Raw genomic sequence first — 18,485 nt, 5'->3', positions numbered from 1 at the left:
TTTATTGCATTAGATTTAGGAGCAATAAATGTAGTATCCTAATGAGGGAGGTGGCATCATGGCAACAGAAATTAAAGACCGTATCAATCTTAAGGAAATTAACTGTGAGAAGGAATTGACGCTTGCCGTCATCGGCGGCAAATGGAAATTGATCATACTGTGGCATTTGGGACTGGATGGAACAAAGCGATTTGGCGAGCTTAAAAAGTTAATCCCGCATATTACGCAAAAAATGCTCACCAATCAGCTTCGCGAACTGGAAGATGATCAATTGATCTCGAGAAAAGTGTACCCTGAGGTTCCGCCCAGAGTGGAATACACGCTGACAGAATACGGCCAGTCTCTAATGCCGGTGCTGCGGATGATGTACGATTGGGGTAAAAATTACGGTGAGAATGTCATATGGAAGGATGCTAGTCCGGTTGAAACGTTCGTGATGAGCAAATGATCTCACAAAAGATATGCAGGCACATATAATGGGTTATCTGTACACACAGAAAGGAGATAACTCAGATGAGTTACCCCCCAAATTACGGATATTCTGTTTTCCCCTATTCATATCCTCATACCCATTATTGGATTCGCGAGTACCCGCAGGTAAAGACCGATATCTTGAACCACTCGATACAGGACTATTACAAGCTAATGGAAGAGGGCTACCGGATCTTGAACAAACTGTCCGAGCATTCGTTTGCAGTTCAGGTCATGACTGCGGCCCAAGCAGGCAATAAGCAGGAAGTTGACCGGTTAATGAAAACGATCAGCTCCAATGCGACAATCCAATCCGAATTTTCTCCAAGCGGGATTGGAATTACGGTGGACCCCAAAGTTCAAAACACCCCATGCTGCAAGTTGGCTATGTTTCTGAAATGGGGATAAATATCGTGTAGCACAGGGCAATATGACAACATTCAGACAAGAGCATACTTAATAAGGGATACCTGTCCGTATGAGGAGAGGTATCCCTTGATTTGTGTTTCCAATCACTTGCTTAAGAGCCTGCGTTACAGGCTTCCGGCTGGCCCGAAGAATTCATAGTGAATCCGCTCGGCGGGAATGCCCCAAGCCTGCAAGGCCTGATTCACTGCACGCATAAATGGCACAGGACCGCAGAAATAGAAATCTGATTCTTTGGAAGTGACCTTTTGAAGCCAAGGAAGATCGATGTAGCCAATCTTATGGCAAAGGCTTTGATCCAGTGGTTTCTCATAGCAAACATAAGATTTCATAGGTTGATGCGCCGCATCCAACTGCTCGATATGCTCTCTCATCGCATGGAATCCTTCATTAATAGCCGCATGGATAAAAGTAACCTCACGTTCAGGCTGTTCTTTCAGCACAGTTTCCAGCATGCTGATCATTGGAGTCAAGCCAACGCCGCCGCTGATCAGAACAAGCGGGATGTTCTGATCTTGATCCAATGTGAATGATCCGGCCGGAGCGCTTATCTCCAGCACATCTCCTTCATTCACGGAATTATGCAAATAGGTAGACACGAGCCCTGCAGGTTTACCGGGAGCTGCATCTTCACGCTTGACCGAAATCCGGTAGTAATCCTCACCGGGAGCTGCAGACAAGCTGTAATGACGGATATGGGTATAAGATTCATTGTCGGGCTGAACTCGTACAGTAATGTACTGGCCCGGAAGGTAGCTTGAGATCGCGCCGCCATCCTGCGGTTTTAAATAGAAGGAGGTGATCACGTCGCTTTCTTTGATTTTGCGTTCCACCACGAAAGGACGGAATCCCCGCCAGCCGCCCGGAGTATTCTCGGCTTCCTGGTACATCTCGGCTTCTACACTGATAAAGGCATCGGCGATCATACCGTAGGCCTGTGCCCATGCATCCAGAATTTCAGGCGTAGCAGCATCACCGAGGACCTTCTTAATGGCGCCAAGCAGGTTCTCCCCGACAATCGGATAATGCTCTGGCAAAATATTCAGCGCCCGGTGCTTTTGCCCGATTTGCTTGACGACAGGCAGAATATCCTCCAAATGATCGATATGAGCAGCGGCTGCATACACCGCATTCGCAAGAGCTTGCGGCTGTTTGCCTTCTCGTTGGTTGGCATGATTGAATATGTTCAGCAGTTCAGGATGACTATCGAACAGCATTTGATAAAAGGTAGTCGTAATCGTTTTACCGTGAATTTCCAAGACAGGAACCGTTGATTTTATAATGTCGATGGTCTCTTTAGATAGCATGCGAATTCCTCTTTCCTTTGTTATGTTTCGGTGCTTTCTTATTCAGTATAGGAAAAGTGAAAATACGTAATTGTGATTCCGATCACATTAAAGTTAGACAATATGTGAACTCAGGAACTTGGCAAGGACATGTCTCACAAATCACTCAGATGGTGAGTCGGTTTGATGAATTTTAAATGCAAATTTTGTTTTTTTTCAATTACAGCAAGCAAGTTGTTTAGCACCTGCATGGATTGTGTTATAATAAGAGAAGAAACTAAACAAACAAAGAAAGGATCAGGATACCATGTGTCCCCGAAGGAACAATCCCCAAAGGACGATTTGGAAACGTTATGATCTCTCTTACACTTAGCTCCCTTTCGTAGAGTATACAGTCAACTAGACACTCCAAGGACGTATGACAAACTCTGCGAAAGAAGGAAGCTCAAGATGCGAAGGATTCGGTCCTGCAGGTTTCTGCCTTTTCACAGTGGTTTGTCACATCCATGACTAACCTACTGCGATGAGAGGGAACCTGTATGAGGAAGAAAGACCATTTTATTTCTAAGCTTGCACCAATCGTTATAATGCTGTTCGGAACATTTTTGCTAGCATTTGCGTATTATCACATCAATTTTCAAAATCATTTATCAGAGGGCGGATTCGTAGGTTTGTCCCTGCTTGGTAAGTATGTGCTGGGTCTGAATCCCTCGTTAAGCATGCTGATCCTGGACATACCGGTTATTCTGATCGCCATGTTTTTGAAAGGCCGTAAATTCGTGATGAATACACTGCTCGCGACCTTTTCGTTTTCTATCTTTTACGAATTATTGGAACGCTATTCAGTGCTGGTCATTGACCTGCACAACAATCTGCTGCTGGCTGCGCTGTTGTCCGGTTTGGTCACAGGGTTCGCCACAGGACTGGTTCTCCGATTTGGGGGAGCCACCGGTGGAGATGATATTTTATCGCTGCTCATTAGCCGCTGGAGTGGTTTGAAGGTAGGTACCGTGTTTATTTTAATGGATGCCGCCGTGCTGCTGCTGTCTCTGTTCTATTTACCGCTGAAAGAAACATTGTTTACGATTTTGGCGGTTGGCATTGCCGGGCAGACCATAACATTTACATTCACATTCCGTATGGGAAAAGCGGATGTTACCGCGATACCCGAACCGGCTCAATCCCAGAAAGCTGCCTCTAAACCCGTTCATGCGGTGCGGAGTGCTCACTAACAGATAACCGCCTGATTCTTGTTCTTCTGAGAATCAGGCGGTTTTTTTTGGAATACAGAATATCTTATGTGTATTGGTCTACGAGCTCTTTGTGGTCTGAATACGTCCATCTTCACCATGAATAATCGTATTGACTCCGTTTTTCGATGCCTGCTGTTTGGCTTCCTCAAGAGCTTCCTTTTTTGTGTCAAAAGTGGACAGAGGCTTGTCGCGGCCTTCTTCCTTCAAAGCCCAGCCTTCATCCGAGGAGACGACATGCAGATTGGGTTGACTTCTTCGCCCTGAATTGCCTGATTTCGAATCCTGAAGGCCTGAATCATGATCTGAACGAGGGTGGTCTTGATCCCATTTTTCGGCCTGGGCTGTGGCAATCGCAATGGCACGGCCTTCCTCATAGCCTTCATCCAGCAGCGCATTTGCAATATCAACCGCTTTATTTCTTATTCTGGCGTCCAGATTTTTCATAGAGACAGGGTAGTCGTGTTTATTCCATGGCATATGGTTTCCCTCCTGATTGGTGTTTGCTTTTACCCGTATATTACCCGGGGCAGGATGAATCAAACGGTAGATTTTTGTAACGATTGGTTTATAATGGAAAAATAATTTGATGAAAAGGAGCTTCCCCATGATACAACTGTTCATGATCCTTATGTTTACGGTAGTGATACATACAGTAGACAGTCTTTCTTATGCTTTGCGATTAGGTGGACTCCGCAGCCGGCGGATTACGCTCGCTTTGTCACTCTCAGGACTGCTTGTTCTGGTGTCCCGGACTTCCAATATAGCTCAAGGGCCGATGGTCGGAAACATGGTGGATAAAGCGTTGAAATCCGCTGCTTTTCATCTGGAGCCAAAACTTCATGGTATTATTGCTGCTGCGACTGCAGGATCATTGCTGGCCATGTTTCTGTTTCCCAGTGTCGTTAGGCTCTGCTCTAGAATGATTGTCCATCTGGAAGCCGCCGGTTCTATACCGAAAATGACCAGAAATCTAATGTCCTTCTCCAAATGGAAAAATGGAATGACTTATTTCAAACGGCCGACCTTCCGGATGCTGCATTCTCTGTTTGATGGACCCTTGCCAAGAAGATTGATGCTGCTCAATATGACGGTAACCGCGATCTACACTGTGGGGGTTCTTTCTTCCTTGTATGCAGCATATTTATGGCCTGCCTTCAGGCTGACTGCTTCGACTTCTTCGGGATTGATTAATGGACTGGCAACAATTCTACTGACGCTGTTGATTGATCCGCGGATTGCATTGCTTTCGGATAAAGCCTTGCGCGGGGAGGAAGGACTTGGACGCATCAACCGTGTATTCGGACTTATGATGGTTTCGCGAATGGCGGGGACGATGCTCGCCCAACTGCTGCTGGTGCCTTGTGCGTATTGGATTGGCTGGATCATAGGATGAGCCCGAAACAAGTTGAAAAAATTTACATATAACAGGGTTGACATAAGCCCTTAAAGATTTTAATATTTAAACCATTGAAATAATAGTTAACCTTACTAATTGGACATGAAAGGGGGATCGGGAATGGACGCGCTTGCGAACCGGCTATATGCTGCCGTGAAATCATTCTGGCGGAGTCTGGAGACGGATATCTGTAAGGAAATGCAGGATTATCTGACCGGACCGCAATTATTTATGCTCAACTACATCCATGGAGAACAAAAATGCAATCTGACACAGGTCGCAGATCGGCTGGAAGTGAAACCTAGCGCTGTTACCGTTATGGTGGACCGTCTGGAAAAGGCCGGTTATGTTTCGCGTTCCCATGATCCTGCAGACCGTAGAGTGATTTTGGTAGAAGCAACGCTGCAAGGCGAAGAGGTTCTGGCACAAGCCGTCCAAAAAAGGGATGCATGTCTTAAGGAGCATTTATCCCGTCTTGAGCCTGACGAAGTGCGTATGTTCACCGAATTATGTGAAAAGATGGTTGGACAGCAAATGAATTAACGCTCAGGCTGCATTTATAGCAGCAGGGCATCTGCAGCTGTGAGATTACATAAGAGCAACAAAAAATATACATTCATTGAAAACAAGGAGTGGAGTACATTTGGAGGATTTATCCCAAAAGAGGAAAGTGACAATCATGATTGCGATCATTGCTGCCATGTTTTTCTCCGCAATCAATCAGACCATTGTCAGTACGGCTATGCCGCGCATTATCGCCATTCTCGGCGGCATGGACTACTACACGTGGGTCATCACCATTTATATGTTGACCTCTACAATCGCAACGGTTCTCGTTGGTAAGCTATCGGATATTTACGGGCGCAAGCCGTTTATATTAGCGGGTATCGTATTTTTTATCATCGGTGCATTTCTAAGCGGTTTTTCCAGAGATATTTTCCAACTCATTACGTACCGGGGGATTCAGGGGATCGGTGCGGGGATCATTATGGCATCCGCTTTTACTGCTGTGGGTGATTTGTTCTCTCCTCGCGAAAGAGGAAAGTGGACGGGGATTATGATGGCTGTTTTTGGCTTCTCCAGCGTACTCGGACCAACGCTTGGCGGCTGGCTTGTCGATAATATGGAGTGGAAGTGGCTGTTCTGGATTTTCCTTCCACTCGGGGTTGTGGCATTTATCATGATTATGATGCTGTTTCCAAAAGGTGTGCGCAAAAAGTCCGAGAAAATCGACTATTTCGGCTCCTTGTTCCTGACGTTGACCATTGTACCGCTGCTGCTCGGCTTCTCCTGGGCAGGCACGAAATATGATTGGGGATCATGGCAGATTCTGAGTCTGTTCGGTGGAGCGGTTGTGTTCCTGATTCTATTCATACTAGTGGAAAGAGTTGTGAAAAGTCCGGTTCTTCCATTGTCACTGTTCCGCAATGATATCGTAACCATCTCGAACACAATCGGCTTTATCATGAACGCAGGCATGATGGGAGCGCTCATCTATCTGCCTTTCTTCGTACAGGGCGTTGAAGGCATTTCACCGACATATTCCGGTTATGTAACCATGCCGATGTCGATATCCATGGTTATCGTAAGTACGATCATTGGCAGGATGATTACCAAAACAGGCAAATACAAAAGATTTGCTCTGGCCGGTATTCCAATCATGATCATTGGTATGCTTATCATGGCCCTCATGAACAGCGTATGGCTGGCCGTCATTGCCATGATCGTATTCGGACTGGGACTGGGTATTGGCATGCCGGTATTCTCCCTGACCGTGCAAAATGCGGTCAGACCTGACCAGCTTGGTGTTGCTACCGCTTCATCACAGTTATTCCGGAATTTGGGCGGTACCATTGGGATTGCGGTTATGGGAACCATTATGACATCAAGTCTTACGGGGCATATGAAGGATGCGATGACATCCGGTAAAGGTGTCGACATGAAGAATCTGGATCCGGAGCTGGCCAAACAGCTGGCGCCATTCCAAAATCCGGAAATGCTGCTTGATCAGCCAAAGCTTCACAAACTGCAGGAAACGATGCCGCAAGAAGTGCAGTCGGTGCTGACGCAAATGATCGATACGCTGAAGCATGCACTAAGCTCTTCACTGACGACAGTTTTCTTGTCAGGAGCAGCTCTCGTGGCCGTAGCGCTCGTGCTGACCTTCTTCCTGCGTGAAATTCCGCTGCGGACCTCTAATAAGCTTCCGGAAACGCAAAAGCAGGGACAGACTGACAAAGCAACAACCGCATCATCCGTGTAAGCAAGCAAAAAAGCCTGGGGCTCAAAGTGAAGTGCACCCCTTAGAATAGACATTGGAAAAACCCCTTGGTTTAACCGATGAATTCTAGGGGGTGTATTTTTTATGGCTATAAAAGGTCAAAAGTTTAAGACGTACTCTGAGGAACTCAAGATGGAGGCAATCCGTTTGCACGTAGAGGAAAAATGGACGTATCGGCAAATCAACGATCATTTGGGAATCCAAGACCAGAGTCGGATGAAGCGTTGGATGCGAAAATACCGTGAAAAGGGTGAGTTTGGTTTACTGGATCAACGAGGAAGGCGGAAGGAATATTTAGATCAAGAGCGATATGTTCAGCAGTTGAAACGGGAGAATACGATGCTAAAAAAGTGTTTGGAAATCTGGATGCAGGAGGGAAAGAACAGCGCTTCAAGCTTATCGAACAAGCAGCGAATGTCGGCCAAGTAGCCGAACACTGCAAGCTCCTTGGCGTCTCTAGAAGTGGCTATTACGCGTATTTGAAGAGGAAGAAGAATGACCGAGATGCCGAGGCTAAACGACTCCTTCGCACCGTGTATCAACGCTACGAAGGAAAGTATGGCTACCGTCAGATCCAACTTTTCTTGTGGCAGGATGAAGGTGTATGGATGAATCACAAGAAAGTACTGCGCCTAATGCAAAAGCTTGGTCTTCAAGCCAGCATTCGCCGGAAACGTCGATTTAATATGACATACCAGGCTGCCGAGCGCGTGGCTGATAATCTGCTTAAGCGAAATTTCACAGCCGAAAAACCAAACCAGAAATGGGTGACGGATGTGACTCAATACCGGATAGGCGAGCGCTGGCTGTATCTTTCGGCAGTGAAAGACCTATTCAATAACGAGATTGTGGCCTACCAACTTAGCGAACGTAACGATAATGAACTGGTACTTCAGACGTTCGCTAAAGCATTTGCTAAGCGAAAAGACGTGTCCGGATTGGTCGTTCACAGCGACCAAGGGTTCCAGTACACGTCTCATGCTTACCACGACATGCTGCCAAAGGTTAGCGCCCAAATCAGCATGTCTCGCCGGGGCAATTGCCTAGACAACGCCTCCATGGAGAGCTTCTTCTCGCATCTCAAAACGGAAGGGCTCTATCCCTATGATATCCGAAATCTGGCAGAGGCACAAAGGAGAATTGAGAAGTACATACAATTTTACAACCAAAGGCGACCGCAGCGTAAATTAAACAAACTGACGCCGGTACAGTACCGGCGCCAGTTTGCAGCCTAGGTGTTTTTTCAATGTCCACTAAATGGGGTCTTGACCAAAGACCCCAGGCTTTTTTGAATTCTTAATTAAACAACACTTTATATTCGCCGTAGCCCTGCTGCTCCAGTTCTTCCTTTGGAACGAATTTAAGAGCTGCAGAGTTGATGCAGTAGCGCAGACCATTAGGTCCGGGACCGTCGTCAAACACATGACCCAGATGGGAATCGGAGCCTTTACTGCGAACTTCTGTCCGCACCATCATATGGGTGAGGTCCATCTTTTCCTTGACACTGTAATCACGGATTGGACGGGTGAAGCTTGGCCAGCCGCAGCCGGAATCATATTTGTCCTGCGAACTGAACAAGGGCTCTCCGGAAACGATATCCACATAGATTCCATCCCCATGGTGATCCCAAAAATCATTTTGAAATGGCGCTTCGGTGGCATTGTTTTGGGTAACCTCATATTGAATCGAAGTCAAACGCTGCTTCAGCTCAGCTTTGTTCTTTTCAGGAGTCCAATGACTTTCCAAATAGTCATCCCGGCCGGAGCCTTTACGGTAGCGCTTGTAATGTCCCGGATTTTTTTTGTGGTAATCCTGATGGTAATCTTCAGCTGCATAGAAGGGCTTCGCAGGCAGAATCGGCGTTACGATCGGTTTGTTGAAACGTCCGCTCTCCGCCAGCTTGACCTTGGAAGCCTCGGCCTGAACTCGCTGCTCTTCCGTATGGTAAAAGACTGCAGTCTGGTAAGAATGTCCACGGTCATGGAACTGGCCGCCTTCATCTGTAGGGTCAATCTGCTGCCAAAAAAGCTCCAGCAGCTTTTCGTAAGGAAAAATATCCGGGTTGTAGGTAATCTGCACAGCTTCGACATGCCCGGTTGTATGGGAGCAAACTTCTTCATAGGTAGGGTTCTCGGTATGGCCGCCCGTATAGCCTGATTCAACTTTGATAATGCCGGGCAGCTCTTCGAACGGGGCTACCATGCACCAAAAGCATCCGCCTGCAAAGGTCGCTTTTTCCTGATGAACCGCTTGTGAATCGCTCATGATATCACTCCGTTTCTTTATTTCTCTTCTTCATTATAATCGATCTGCATGGTGGAACCAAGAACCCGGCCATGCGAGTGTGTTGAACGTCCCTTTTTCCTGTATAGGATAAACATCAATCCGAGCAGTAATATATAACCGGCCGCGACCAGAATGGAAACCATCGGATGACGCCCGCCTTGTCCGCCAAGAAAAGCATACAGAAAAATACCTGGAAGCTTTCCGATGCCGGAAGCAGCCGTATAAGTCCAGAAGGGAATGGAAGCAACGCCTGCGAACACATTCACAGCCATTTGTGGAATAAAAGGAATCAAGCGTCCAGCGGCAACGCTGACAAAAGGACGGGACTCCACCCATGAGGTGAATGTCTGCAGGGATTTAAATCTGCCCAGATATTGCTGTCCCTGTTTCCGGAAAACCGTTCTTACCAACGCGTAAATAATTGTCGCGGCGATCATCGTACCCAGCCAGCTGATGCCTGCAGCCCAGACCGTCCCGAAGGAATAGCCAAGCGCGGCAATCACCAGCTTGTAAGGAATAATCGGAAACAGGGCAATCAGGGTTGCCAGACCCACGAGGACAGGAAAGGAACCATGCTGATGCATATAGTCCACAATCGGATTCCGGTATATATAAGTAATCATAAGAACAACCGCATACAAGGCGGCGAGCATCCATTTGTTCATGCTGTTTCCTTTCTGCTGATCATCATTGTTTCTAATGTATATCATACCAAATGCAGAAGTGAAAAATAAAACCATGGAAATTTCCAAAGGTGTTTGCTATAATGATTCCAATAAGTGAATAGTTCCCAAAGGGGAGTAGCTCATGCAATAAAGTCGTCATTACGGGATCGTATCCCCGGCTTTATTGGCAACTTAAACGTTGTTTTGCGAGACCTTTGCCTGATTTTCATTAGGTAAAGGTCTTTTTTGGTGGGATTAAAAGCGCCATTACCTAATGAAGGTAAGGGGCGCTTTTTTTAATGCGGCGGGCTAGTCATAGCAACCATTTTAATCCGGGATGAATATCCCAAAACAGGAGAGGTGGAAGAAAAATGGAGTTGTTAACCATGGCATTTTGGACAGCCTTGTTGTCTATTGTCGTCATCGATCTGGTACTGGCTGGAGACAATGCCATCGTGATCGGTCTTGCCGCACGCAATGTCAGAAAAGAAGATCAGAAAAAGGTAATACTGTGGGGGACGGTTGGTGCGGTAGTCATACGGGTCATCGCGACATTGCTTGTCGTTCAGCTGCTCTTGATCCCAGGCCTGCGTTTAGTCGGCGGGCTGGCGCTGATCTGGATTGCCTACAAGCTATTAATCGATGAGAAAAAGCATGATATTTCGGCAGGAAACCAAATATGGGCAGCTATCCGTACCATTATTATCGCGGATGCCATGATGGGACTTGACAATGTTCTGGCTGTAGCCGGAGCGGCGCATGGTGACTTTCTGCTCGTCATCATCGGGCTGGCGATCTCTGTACCGATTATGGTTTGGGGGAGCACGATGATTGTTAAATTAACCGAACGTTTTCCTTTCATTATTACCTTCGGGTCAGCCGTACTCGCTTGGACCGCTTCAAAAATGCTGGTGGAGGAGCCTATGATTCACAGCATGTTTACAAGCACAGTCCTGAAATATGCTTTTGAACTCGTAGTGGTAGCAGCCGTAGTTTTGGTTGGACTCCGAATGAAGAAGAAGAAAGCCGAGGCTGCCAAAGCTCAGGCAGTAAGGATGAACTAAAGCCGTTCGTATTCAGTTTCTTTCTTAAAGAAGGTATAATGTGTATCGATCCTTGCGTGCGAAGGTGAAAGGTGGGTTGTGCACAATGAATGACAACATCCGTAAGCGACGGGTCGCCATGATAGGCATCGGAGATATTGCGAACAAGGTATACCTGCCGCTGCTTGCTCATCATGAGCATGCCGAAGTCGTCGGTGTGATGAGCCGCTCAGAAGAAACGGTGCAGCATGCAGCAGCACGATTCCATTTTCAGAATGCAACTACGAATTTGAATGAATTGTTGTCATGGGATGTGGACGCGGTTTTTGTTCATAGTCCGACAGCGGCTCATTACGAAACGGTAAAGACTTGTTTGATGCATGGTCTGCCCGTGTATGTGGATAAACCGCTTAGCGGTGATCTGTCCGAATGCAGAGAGCTTGCAGCGCTGGCAGAAAATAAGGGGCTGCTCCTGGCCGTTGGGTTTAATCGGAGATTTGCCCCGCTGTACAGGGAAGCAAAGGCATGGATGCAAGCTGCCGGCGGTTTTGACCAGGTGACGGCGCTTAAGCATCGTACACGGCAGCAGTCCAGCTCCGGCAGAGAAACGGTATTTGATGACCTGATTCATATGCTCGATCTTCTTCTATGGCTTGGCGGGGATGATTACAAACTTGCTTCGCAGCAGCTGGCACTGGATAAGGAAGGACGCATGCTCCATGCATCGGGTGCGATGAGCTTTCAGGATGCGCGTTATGGAAGCTACGGTATGGTCCGGCAATCCGGGACAGATCTTGAAAAGTTAGAGCTTCACGGAAGCGGCCGTTCTGTCGAGGTCACCAACCTTGAACAGGCAGTTTTGTATGAGAACGGCGTGCTTCCAGTTACCAAGACCTTTGGCAGCTGGGACACGATACTGGAGCGCAGAGGATTTGCCGGAGCGGTTGATCATTTTCTGGAGTGTATCGGAAGCCCCGAACACTGCAGCATCCGGGCTGATCAGGTGATGTGCAGCCACGAACTGGCCGCAAAGGTCTGCGATAACAGGTAAAGGGGAAATGGGAAATGGATGAGTACCGCAAATCAATCGAAGACGGGATCGTGGAAAGCTACCGGCAGGATGAGGACATGATGATCATGGTATTTGCCCAGTGGTGTATCAATGAGGGATTAAATCCTGAGGAATTGTATATGCAGGCCTATCCTCAGCAGCAAAGCAATGAACGTCTGCAGCGTGTACTGGAGCTGACGGTCTCGAAGGAAGAGGCGGGTCCGATTCCGGATGATACCGTTCTCGGCGTATTATCGTTATTCGGCAATGAGGATCTGGCATTTATCGTGTCAGAGGCGATTTCAAGAAGAGCCCAAAAAAATTAATCTGCAGAAATGATTTCATCGTATTGGTCTATACTAGATTTAGCTCATCATGAGTGTAGATTCGGGTTATGGAGGATTCATACATGAAGATTCTTATTGTAGGTGTGAACGGGACGCTTGGGAGCGCGGTTCGTAATGAACTGGCTTCAGATCATGAGGTGATCTCAGCAAGCCGCAGTGAAGGCGATGTTAATGTTGACATCACATCCGTGGAGAGCATTAAGGCGATGTATCAAAAGGTGGGAAAAATGGATGCCGTGATATGTGCCGCCGGAAATGCTTACTTCGGCCCGCTGAACGAACTTACTCCGTAAAATAACGAAGTTGCTGTTCAAAGCAAGCTGAAGGGACAAATCAATCTGGTTCTGCTTGGACTGGATTATGTTAATGATCGTGGTAGTTTTACGTTGACAACGGGCATTATTATGGATGATCCGATCATCGGCGGGATATCTTCTGCGATGGCAGGTGGAGCGGTTAGAGCGTTTGTTCAGGCTGCTGCGATTGAATTGCCGCGCAGCATCCGCATCAACAACGTAAGTCCGAATGTCCTGGAAGAGTCCATGGACAGTTATGGTCCTTTCTTCCGGGGCTTTGAACCGGTTCCTGCAGCCAGGGCGGCCAAGGCATTCCGCAAGAGTGTCGAGGGTGCGCAGACTGGACAAACCTATACCGTATACTAAGATTCGTCACATAGAAAAGGCAGGCCCATGAGAGGGGCCTGCCTTTTCTTGTTATTTGAAGTGAAGCGGATGAAATAGTATTCGGAGACTTTTACGATTAGAGCGTTCGCCACGGGCAAAGTGTCCTACTATATCTGCTCCCTGTTTGCGATGCGAAATTCCTTGGGGGATTTTCCAAAGCGGGAGCGGAACACGCGGTGAAAATACGTATAATTGGCAAATCCCGAAGTTTCGGCGATATTTTCAAGGGACATCGGGCTGAAAATGATCCGCTCGTGTGCCATCTCAAGCCGGACGTCCAGTGTGTACTGCATAATACTTGTGCCGAAGGCGTCCTTAAACAGATGGACGGCACGTGAAACGCTAATTCCAACATAGGCAGCAACATCCTCCAGTTTGAAGGATACGGACGCATGCTCTTCAATGTAATGCTTGATCCGGTATGCAAGGTATGTCTTTGGGGTTGTGGATGGATGCTCCCGCAGCAAGCGGTCTGTCTCCAGACATAAAATGCGCATGTAATATCCCGATATTTCGGGAAATGGATTGGACATCTTGCGCTGCTCCAGCACAATCTGCCGGAAGAGGCCCAGGATGGTTTCGTTCAAGGGTACTTTGATTCTTGTAGGGCGTTTCTGACTGGACCACCACTCATCAATCCAAGCCCCGCCAAAAAAGATATGATAATCGCCGCTTTCAACCGAAAGCTCATTCTGGGCGTTAAGTTCCTCTTCAATCTTCAATTCATAAGGCTCATCCGGCGAAAATATGAGCAGGTCTCCCGCCTCAATCTGTACCAGCTCGCCGCCGACACGCGCCCGGCATCTTCCATCTGTCTGGAGGCGCATCAGATAGTTATTGACACCGTTCATCTCGGTCATGTAAAAGGGTTTGTGGTGAAAAGAGAATCCTGCTGTATAAATGTGTACTGTATCTTGCGTGGACATGAAATGACTCCTTTTACAACGTTGAATGTAAGTAAATCCGGCCCTTTGAAAAATAATGACCAGATTGTTCATGTTTTAATCATATTATTCATTTTAATATAAATGAATTCGGAATACCATGGGTACTAGATTGTTGATTCCACCTTCTTCAACACGGGGGATTGACCGCATGAAAACCAAAATGAAGGCTGGTATTATCGGTTGTGGAAATATCAGTGCGATTTATTTGGGGAATTTTTTAAAAAAGCGATACCGTGGAAGTGGTGGCCTGTACAGACATGGTGCAGGAACGTGCTGCGGCGCGGGCAGCAGAGTTTGCGCTGCAAACGCATTCAGTGTGAATGAACTGCTGGCGGATCCGGAGGGCCGACATGTGGTTTTGGAGAGTAAGTACGAATATGACATACAGCTTTTGACAAGCGAACTCGTATAACTCCATCCTATATAAGGATTTTTCCTGGGAGAATCCTAGATCTACTGAAATAAACTGATCTTCATCAATCCAAAAAACAGGAGTGTGGCAAACATGTTGAAATTGGGTTTGCAATTGTACACCGTTCGTGATCAAATGGAGCAGGATTTTGAGGGTACTTTGAAGAAAGTAGCAGAACTTGGATATCAGGGTGTGGAGTTCCACACTTTCTTCGGACGTCCGGCCTCTGAGGTCAAGGCATTGCTGGATCAATACGGTCTTGTTGCCCTTGGAACGCATACCGCGTATGACCGCATGCTGAACGCCCTTGATGAGGAAATCGCCTACAATAAAGAAATCGGCAATACCAATCTGATTGTTCCTTATTTGGGCGATGACCAGCGCAAATGGGACGAGGTGTTCGCAAATCTCAAGACGATTGGTGAACGCTGCAAAGAGCAGCAGGCAACGCTGCTGTACCATAACCATGATTTCGAATTCACCGAAAAGATCGGGGATAAAACGGTATTTGACTCCATGTATGATGCCGTTCCTGCGGATCTGCTCAAGGTTGAGCTGGACACTTGCTGGACTCACTTCGCAGGATACAGCCCTGCTGAGTATATCGAAGCCTACGCTGGACGTCTTCCAATTGTCCATTGGAAGGATGTGCGCAGACAAGAGGACGGTTCACCACTAACGGTAGAGCTTGGTGAAGGCGAAGTGGATTTGAAAGCCGTTGCTGAAGCTGCGGACAAAGCGGGAGTCGAATGGATTGTTGTAGAGCAGGATTTCTGCCAGAATCCACCGCTTGAAAGCATTGCAAAAAGTATGGAATGGATTAAAAATTACGCCCAAAATGGAGGACCTGTAAATGTCTAATTCGAATCAAACATTGAAAATTGCAATCATTGGCTGCGGAGGAATCGCTAATGGTAAGCATATGCCAAGTCTGGCCAAGCAGCCCAATGCTCAAATGGTGGCTTTCTGTGATATTGTAAAGGAACGCGCTGAAAAAGCTGCTGAGGAATTCGGGGCAGAAGGTGCTAAAGTATACACGGATTTCCACGAACTGCTCAAGGATGAAAGTATTGATGTTATCCATGTATGTACACCGAATGATTCTCACTCGGAGATCTCTGTGGCCTCGTTGGAAGCCGGCAAGCATGTAATGTGCGAGAAGCCAATGGCCAAAACTGCTGCTCAAGCACAAGAAATGGTAGATGCTGCAAAACGTACAGGTAAAAAGCTTACCATCGGTTATCAAAACCGCTACCGTAATGACAGCCAATATCTGAAACAGCTTTGCGAAGCCGGAGAGCTCGGAGATATTTATCTCGGCAAGGCTTTGGCAATCCGCCGCCGTGCGGTTCCAACATGGGGCGTGTTTTTGGATGAAGAAAAACAAGGCGGAGGCCCGCTTATCGATATCGGTACGCATGCACTGGACTTGACTCTCTGGTTGATGGACAACTACAAGCCGAAGAGCGTGCTTGGTTCGACATTCCATAAGCTTGGACACCGTGAAAACGCGGCGAATGCATTCGGACCATGGGATCCGGAACAGTTCAAAGTGGAAGATTCCGCATTTGGTTTCATCACGATGGAGAACGGGGCAACGATTATCCTGGAATCCAGCTGGGCATTGAATGTCGTGGAAACCGGCGAAGCCAAAACCATTCTCGCAGGTACCGAGGGCGGCGCAGATATGAAAGACGGACTGCGTATTAACGGTGAGAAATTAAGCCGTTTGTATGATACCAATATTGACCTCAATGCGGGCGGGGTTGCATTCTACTCCGGTGCAGCGGAAAATGAAGCGGATCTGGAGCAAAGATTGTGGCTGGATGCCATTCTCGAAGACAAAGAGCCTGTCGTCAAACCAGAGCAGGCATTTGTGGTAACACAAATTTTGGAGGCTATTTATGAGTCTGCCAAAACCGGTAAAGCTGTTTATTTTGAATAGTATTTTCGAATAAGTTAATCATGGAATCATCCACTTCCTTTCCCCATGCAGCCAGGGCTGTATGGGGTTTCGGATTTCAAAGCGATCGTAACTTGGAAGTATCTACTAATAAATGAATCAAGGCTAAGGAGGAATTTTCGTTGAAACTCGGCGTATTTATGGTGTTGTTTGGTGAACGCAAGCTGGAGGATGCACTGGATTATGTGGCTTCCAAAGGTTTAAAGGCAGTAGAAATTGGTACGGGTGGTAATCCCGGCAAGGCTCACTGTAATCCTGCTGAACTATTGGAAAACGAAGCAAAGCTGAAAGAATTTAAACATGCGGTGGAATCCCGCGGTTTGATGATCAGTGCCCTCAGCTGCCACGGCAACCCGCTCCATCCACAGAAGCATCTGGCACAAGCGGATCACGAAGATTTTGTGAATACCGTTAAGCTTGCGGAGAAGCTGGGTGTACAGGTGGTTAACACCTTCTCCGGCTGCCCGGGAGATCATGAGAATGCGAAGTATCCAAACTGGCCAGTCGCTCCGTGGCCGAATGATTACCAGGAGATTTTGGCTTGGCAGTGGGAAAACAAAGTTATTCCTTACTGGACGGAACAGGCTAAATTTGCGGCAGAGCATCATGTGAAAATTGGACTTGAGCTGCATGGCGGCTTTTCGGTGCATACGCCGGCAACACTGCTACGCCTGCGCGAGGCAGCAGGGGAAACCATCGGTGCCAACCTGGATCCAAGCCACATGTGGTGGCAGGGCATTGATCCGGTACAGGCAATTCACATTTTGGGCCGTGCAGGAGCGATTCACCATTTCCACGCGAAGGATACTGTGATCGATCCGATCAACGTGAACCGTTATGGTCTTACAGATATGCAGCCTTATACTAACATGCTGGATCGCGCATGGCAGTTCCGCAGCGTTGGCTACGGCCATGATGTGAAGACTTGGGCTGATATCATTAGTGCACTGCGTCTGGTTGGATATGATTATGCGGTCAGCATTGAGCATGAAGACGGTCTGATGTCTATTGAAGAAGGCTTCTCGAAAGCCGTAGCTAACTTACAGCAAGTACTCATTGAAGAGTCGCTTGGCGACATGTGGTGGGTCTAGGGGGATACAAAAAATGATTAACGTAACGATCTGGAACGAATTTGTCCATGAGAAGATTCATGATGAAGTAAAGGCTGTTTACCCGGAAGGCATTCATACGGTATTGGCCGAAGGTCTTCAAAGCAGCGGCTATGCTATCACGACTGCAACGCTCGATCAGCCGGAACACGGCTTGACAGAGGAAGTTCTGAATACCACCGATGTTCTGGTCTGGTGGGGGCATATGGCGCATGACCGTGTTAGTGATGAAATTACTGCCCGGGTGGTCAAGCGCGTTCAGGAAGGGATGGGGCTAATCGTCCTGCATTCCGGACATTTCTCCAAACCGTTTAAAGCTTTGATGGGAACATCATGCGATCTGAAGTGGCGTGAGGTGGGAGAACAGGAAATTTTGTGGAATGTGAATCCGTCCCATCCGATTGCTGAGGGAATTGACGCGAAAATCATCCTGGAGCATGAAGAGATGTATGGAGAATATTTCGATATTCCAACACCGGATGAGCTGGTATTTATCAGTAACTTTGAAGGCGGCGAGGTATTCAGAAGCGGTTGTACGTTCCGCCGCGGACGGGGGAAAATCTTTTATTTCCGTCCAGGACATGAGACATACCCAACCTATTACCAGCCTGAAATTATCAAAGTCATTTCGAATGGTGTCAAATGGGCTAATCCGGCCTCCGGAAACGCATTGCAGTTTGGCAATATGCAGCCGGTAAGAGCATTGGGTGAGGTACCCATGGCATAAGCAGGTAAAGCGGTGGCTGTCAATGCTGCCGCTTTTTGCTATTTACGCGGATTCACTTGCAGATGAGTTTTCTTTTAGCATGAAATGTGTTAAAATGAAACAAACTAACTTAATGTAAGCTTTCATGAGACGTAACTGT

21 protein-coding genes and 1 pseudogene are annotated in these 18,485 nt (G+C 47.4%); 17 read left to right on the top strand and 5 right to left on the bottom strand.

Going from position 1 to position 18,485, the window contains the following annotated elements; genetic code table 11:
- Window positions 1-58: 58 nt before the first annotated feature.
- Window positions 59-448 carry a winged helix-turn-helix transcriptional regulator gene (locus E6W40_RS16000; protein WP_136606367.1) on the top strand — a complete coding sequence of 130 codons (390 nt, stop codon included), beginning with the start codon at window positions 59-61 and terminating at the stop codon, window positions 446-448.
- Window positions 449-513: 65 nt separating this feature from the next.
- Window positions 514-879, top strand: coding sequence for a YuzC family spore coat inner layer protein (locus E6W40_RS15995; protein ID WP_136606366.1), 366 nt, complete (start codon window positions 514-516; stop codon window positions 877-879).
- Window positions 880-1,004: 125 nt separating this feature from the next.
- Here E6W40_RS15995 and hmpA read toward each other — a convergent pair whose 3' ends face one another.
- Window positions 1,005-2,204: an NO-inducible flavohemoprotein gene (hmpA, locus tag E6W40_RS15990; RefSeq protein WP_136606365.1), complete on the bottom strand. Its 1,200-nt coding sequence runs from the start codon at window positions 2,202-2,204 to the stop codon at window positions 1,005-1,007.
- Window positions 2,205-2,722: 518 nt separating this feature from the next.
- Between hmpA and E6W40_RS15985 the strand changes: the two genes are divergently transcribed.
- Window positions 2,723-3,415, top strand: a complete 693-nt coding sequence (locus E6W40_RS15985) for a YitT family protein (protein ID WP_136606364.1) — start codon at window positions 2,723-2,725, stop codon at window positions 3,413-3,415.
- Between the two features lie 78 nt (window positions 3,416-3,493).
- On the opposite strand, the gene E6W40_RS15980 is transcribed toward E6W40_RS15985, so the two are convergent.
- Window positions 3,494-3,913, bottom strand: coding sequence for a DUF2188 domain-containing protein (locus E6W40_RS15980; RefSeq protein ID WP_136606363.1), 420 nt, complete (start codon window positions 3,911-3,913; stop codon window positions 3,494-3,496).
- Window positions 3,914-4,040: 127 nt separating this feature from the next.
- Between E6W40_RS15980 and E6W40_RS15975 the strand changes: the two genes are divergently transcribed.
- The 5 genes from E6W40_RS15975 to E6W40_RS15955 all read left to right on the top strand — a co-directional run bounded on the left by E6W40_RS15975 (window position 4,041) and on the right by E6W40_RS15955 (window position 8,348).
- Entirely contained in the window at window positions 4,041-4,829 is a 789-nt protein-coding gene (locus tag E6W40_RS15975) for a lipid II flippase family protein (protein ID WP_136606362.1), read from the top strand.
- A 123-nt stretch (window positions 4,830-4,952) separates the two neighbouring features.
- Window positions 4,953-5,375, top strand: a complete 423-nt coding sequence (locus E6W40_RS15970; protein ID WP_168928947.1) for a MarR family winged helix-turn-helix transcriptional regulator — start codon at window positions 4,953-4,955, stop codon at window positions 5,373-5,375.
- Between the two features lie 100 nt (window positions 5,376-5,475).
- Window positions 5,476-7,095, top strand: coding sequence for an MDR family MFS transporter (locus tag E6W40_RS15965; protein ID WP_136606360.1), 1,620 nt, complete (start codon window positions 5,476-5,478; stop codon window positions 7,093-7,095).
- Window positions 7,096-7,197: 102 nt separating this feature from the next.
- Window positions 7,198-7,542, top strand: a complete 345-nt coding sequence (locus E6W40_RS15960) for a helix-turn-helix domain-containing protein (protein ID WP_246072784.1) — start codon at window positions 7,198-7,200, stop codon at window positions 7,540-7,542.
- Window positions 7,464-8,348, top strand: a complete 885-nt coding sequence (locus tag E6W40_RS15955; protein ID WP_168928788.1) for an IS3 family transposase — start codon at window positions 7,464-7,466, stop codon at window positions 8,346-8,348. Before E6W40_RS15960 ends, E6W40_RS15955 begins: the two co-directional genes overlap by 79 nt.
- 61 nt (window positions 8,349-8,409) lie before the next feature.
- On the opposite strand, the gene msrA is transcribed toward E6W40_RS15955, so the two are convergent.
- Entirely contained in the window at window positions 8,410-9,378 is a 969-nt protein-coding gene (gene msrA, locus E6W40_RS15950; protein WP_136606359.1) for a peptide-methionine (S)-S-oxide reductase MsrA, read from the bottom strand.
- A gap of 17 nt (window positions 9,379-9,395) precedes the next feature.
- A complete protein-coding gene (locus E6W40_RS15945; protein WP_136606358.1) occupies window positions 9,396-10,064 on the bottom strand; it encodes a TVP38/TMEM64 family protein in 669 nt (222 codons plus the stop codon).
- A 371-nt stretch (window positions 10,065-10,435) separates the two neighbouring features.
- Here E6W40_RS15945 and E6W40_RS15940 point away from each other — a divergent pair, with 371 nt between their 5' ends.
- From E6W40_RS15940 to E6W40_RS15925, 4 genes and pseudogenes are all read left to right on the top strand, one after another.
- Window positions 10,436-11,128: a TerC family protein gene (locus E6W40_RS15940; protein WP_136606357.1), complete on the top strand. Its 693-nt coding sequence runs from the start codon at window positions 10,436-10,438 to the stop codon at window positions 11,126-11,128.
- Window positions 11,129-11,213: 85 nt separating this feature from the next.
- Complete coding sequence (locus E6W40_RS15935; RefSeq protein WP_136606356.1) at window positions 11,214-12,158, top strand: Gfo/Idh/MocA family protein; 945 nt, start codon at window positions 11,214-11,216, stop codon at window positions 12,156-12,158.
- 14 nt (window positions 12,159-12,172) lie between these two features.
- The gene (locus E6W40_RS15930; RefSeq protein ID WP_136606355.1) at window positions 12,173-12,484 is read left to right on the top strand and encodes a hypothetical protein; all 312 of its coding nucleotides are present in this window, start codon (window positions 12,173-12,175) and stop codon (window positions 12,482-12,484) included.
- Between the two features lie 83 nt (window positions 12,485-12,567).
- Window positions 12,568-13,167, top strand: a pseudogene (locus tag E6W40_RS15925) (short chain dehydrogenase).
- A 128-nt stretch (window positions 13,168-13,295) separates the two neighbouring features.
- On the opposite strand, the gene E6W40_RS15920 reads toward E6W40_RS15925, so the two are convergent.
- A complete protein-coding gene (locus tag E6W40_RS15920) occupies window positions 13,296-14,114 on the bottom strand; it encodes an AraC family transcriptional regulator (RefSeq protein WP_136606354.1) in 819 nt (272 codons plus the stop codon).
- A gap of 169 nt (window positions 14,115-14,283) precedes the next feature.
- Here E6W40_RS15920 and E6W40_RS15915 point away from each other — a divergent pair, with 169 nt between their 5' ends.
- From E6W40_RS15915 to E6W40_RS15895, 5 genes are all read left to right on the top strand, one after another.
- Window positions 14,284-14,547, top strand: a complete 264-nt coding sequence (locus E6W40_RS15915; RefSeq protein ID WP_136606353.1) for a hypothetical protein — start codon at window positions 14,284-14,286, stop codon at window positions 14,545-14,547.
- Window positions 14,548-14,640: 93 nt separating this feature from the next.
- Window positions 14,641-15,408 (top strand): sugar phosphate isomerase/epimerase family protein, encoded by a 768-nt coding sequence (locus E6W40_RS15910; RefSeq protein ID WP_136606352.1) that lies wholly within the window; start codon window positions 14,641-14,643, stop codon window positions 15,406-15,408.
- Window positions 15,401-16,492, top strand: a complete 1,092-nt coding sequence (locus tag E6W40_RS15905) for a Gfo/Idh/MocA family protein (protein WP_136606351.1) — start codon at window positions 15,401-15,403, stop codon at window positions 16,490-16,492. The genes E6W40_RS15910 and E6W40_RS15905 overlap by 8 nt, the downstream gene beginning before the upstream one ends.
- 140 nt (window positions 16,493-16,632) lie before the next feature.
- Entirely contained in the window at window positions 16,633-17,601 is a 969-nt protein-coding gene (locus E6W40_RS15900; protein ID WP_136606350.1) for a sugar phosphate isomerase/epimerase family protein, read from the top strand.
- Window positions 17,602-17,614: 13 nt separating this feature from the next.
- Window positions 17,615-18,346, top strand: a complete 732-nt coding sequence (locus tag E6W40_RS15895; protein WP_136606349.1) for a ThuA domain-containing protein — start codon at window positions 17,615-17,617, stop codon at window positions 18,344-18,346.
- Window positions 18,347-18,485: the final 139 nt, after the last annotated feature.

This window comes from Paenibacillus dokdonensis, from assembly GCF_004916975.1.
Taxonomy (GTDB): domain Bacteria; phylum Bacillota; class Bacilli; order Paenibacillales; family Paenibacillaceae; genus Paenibacillus_AQ; species Paenibacillus_AQ dokdonensis.
This window is presented reverse-complemented; position numbering and strand designations above follow the sequence as displayed.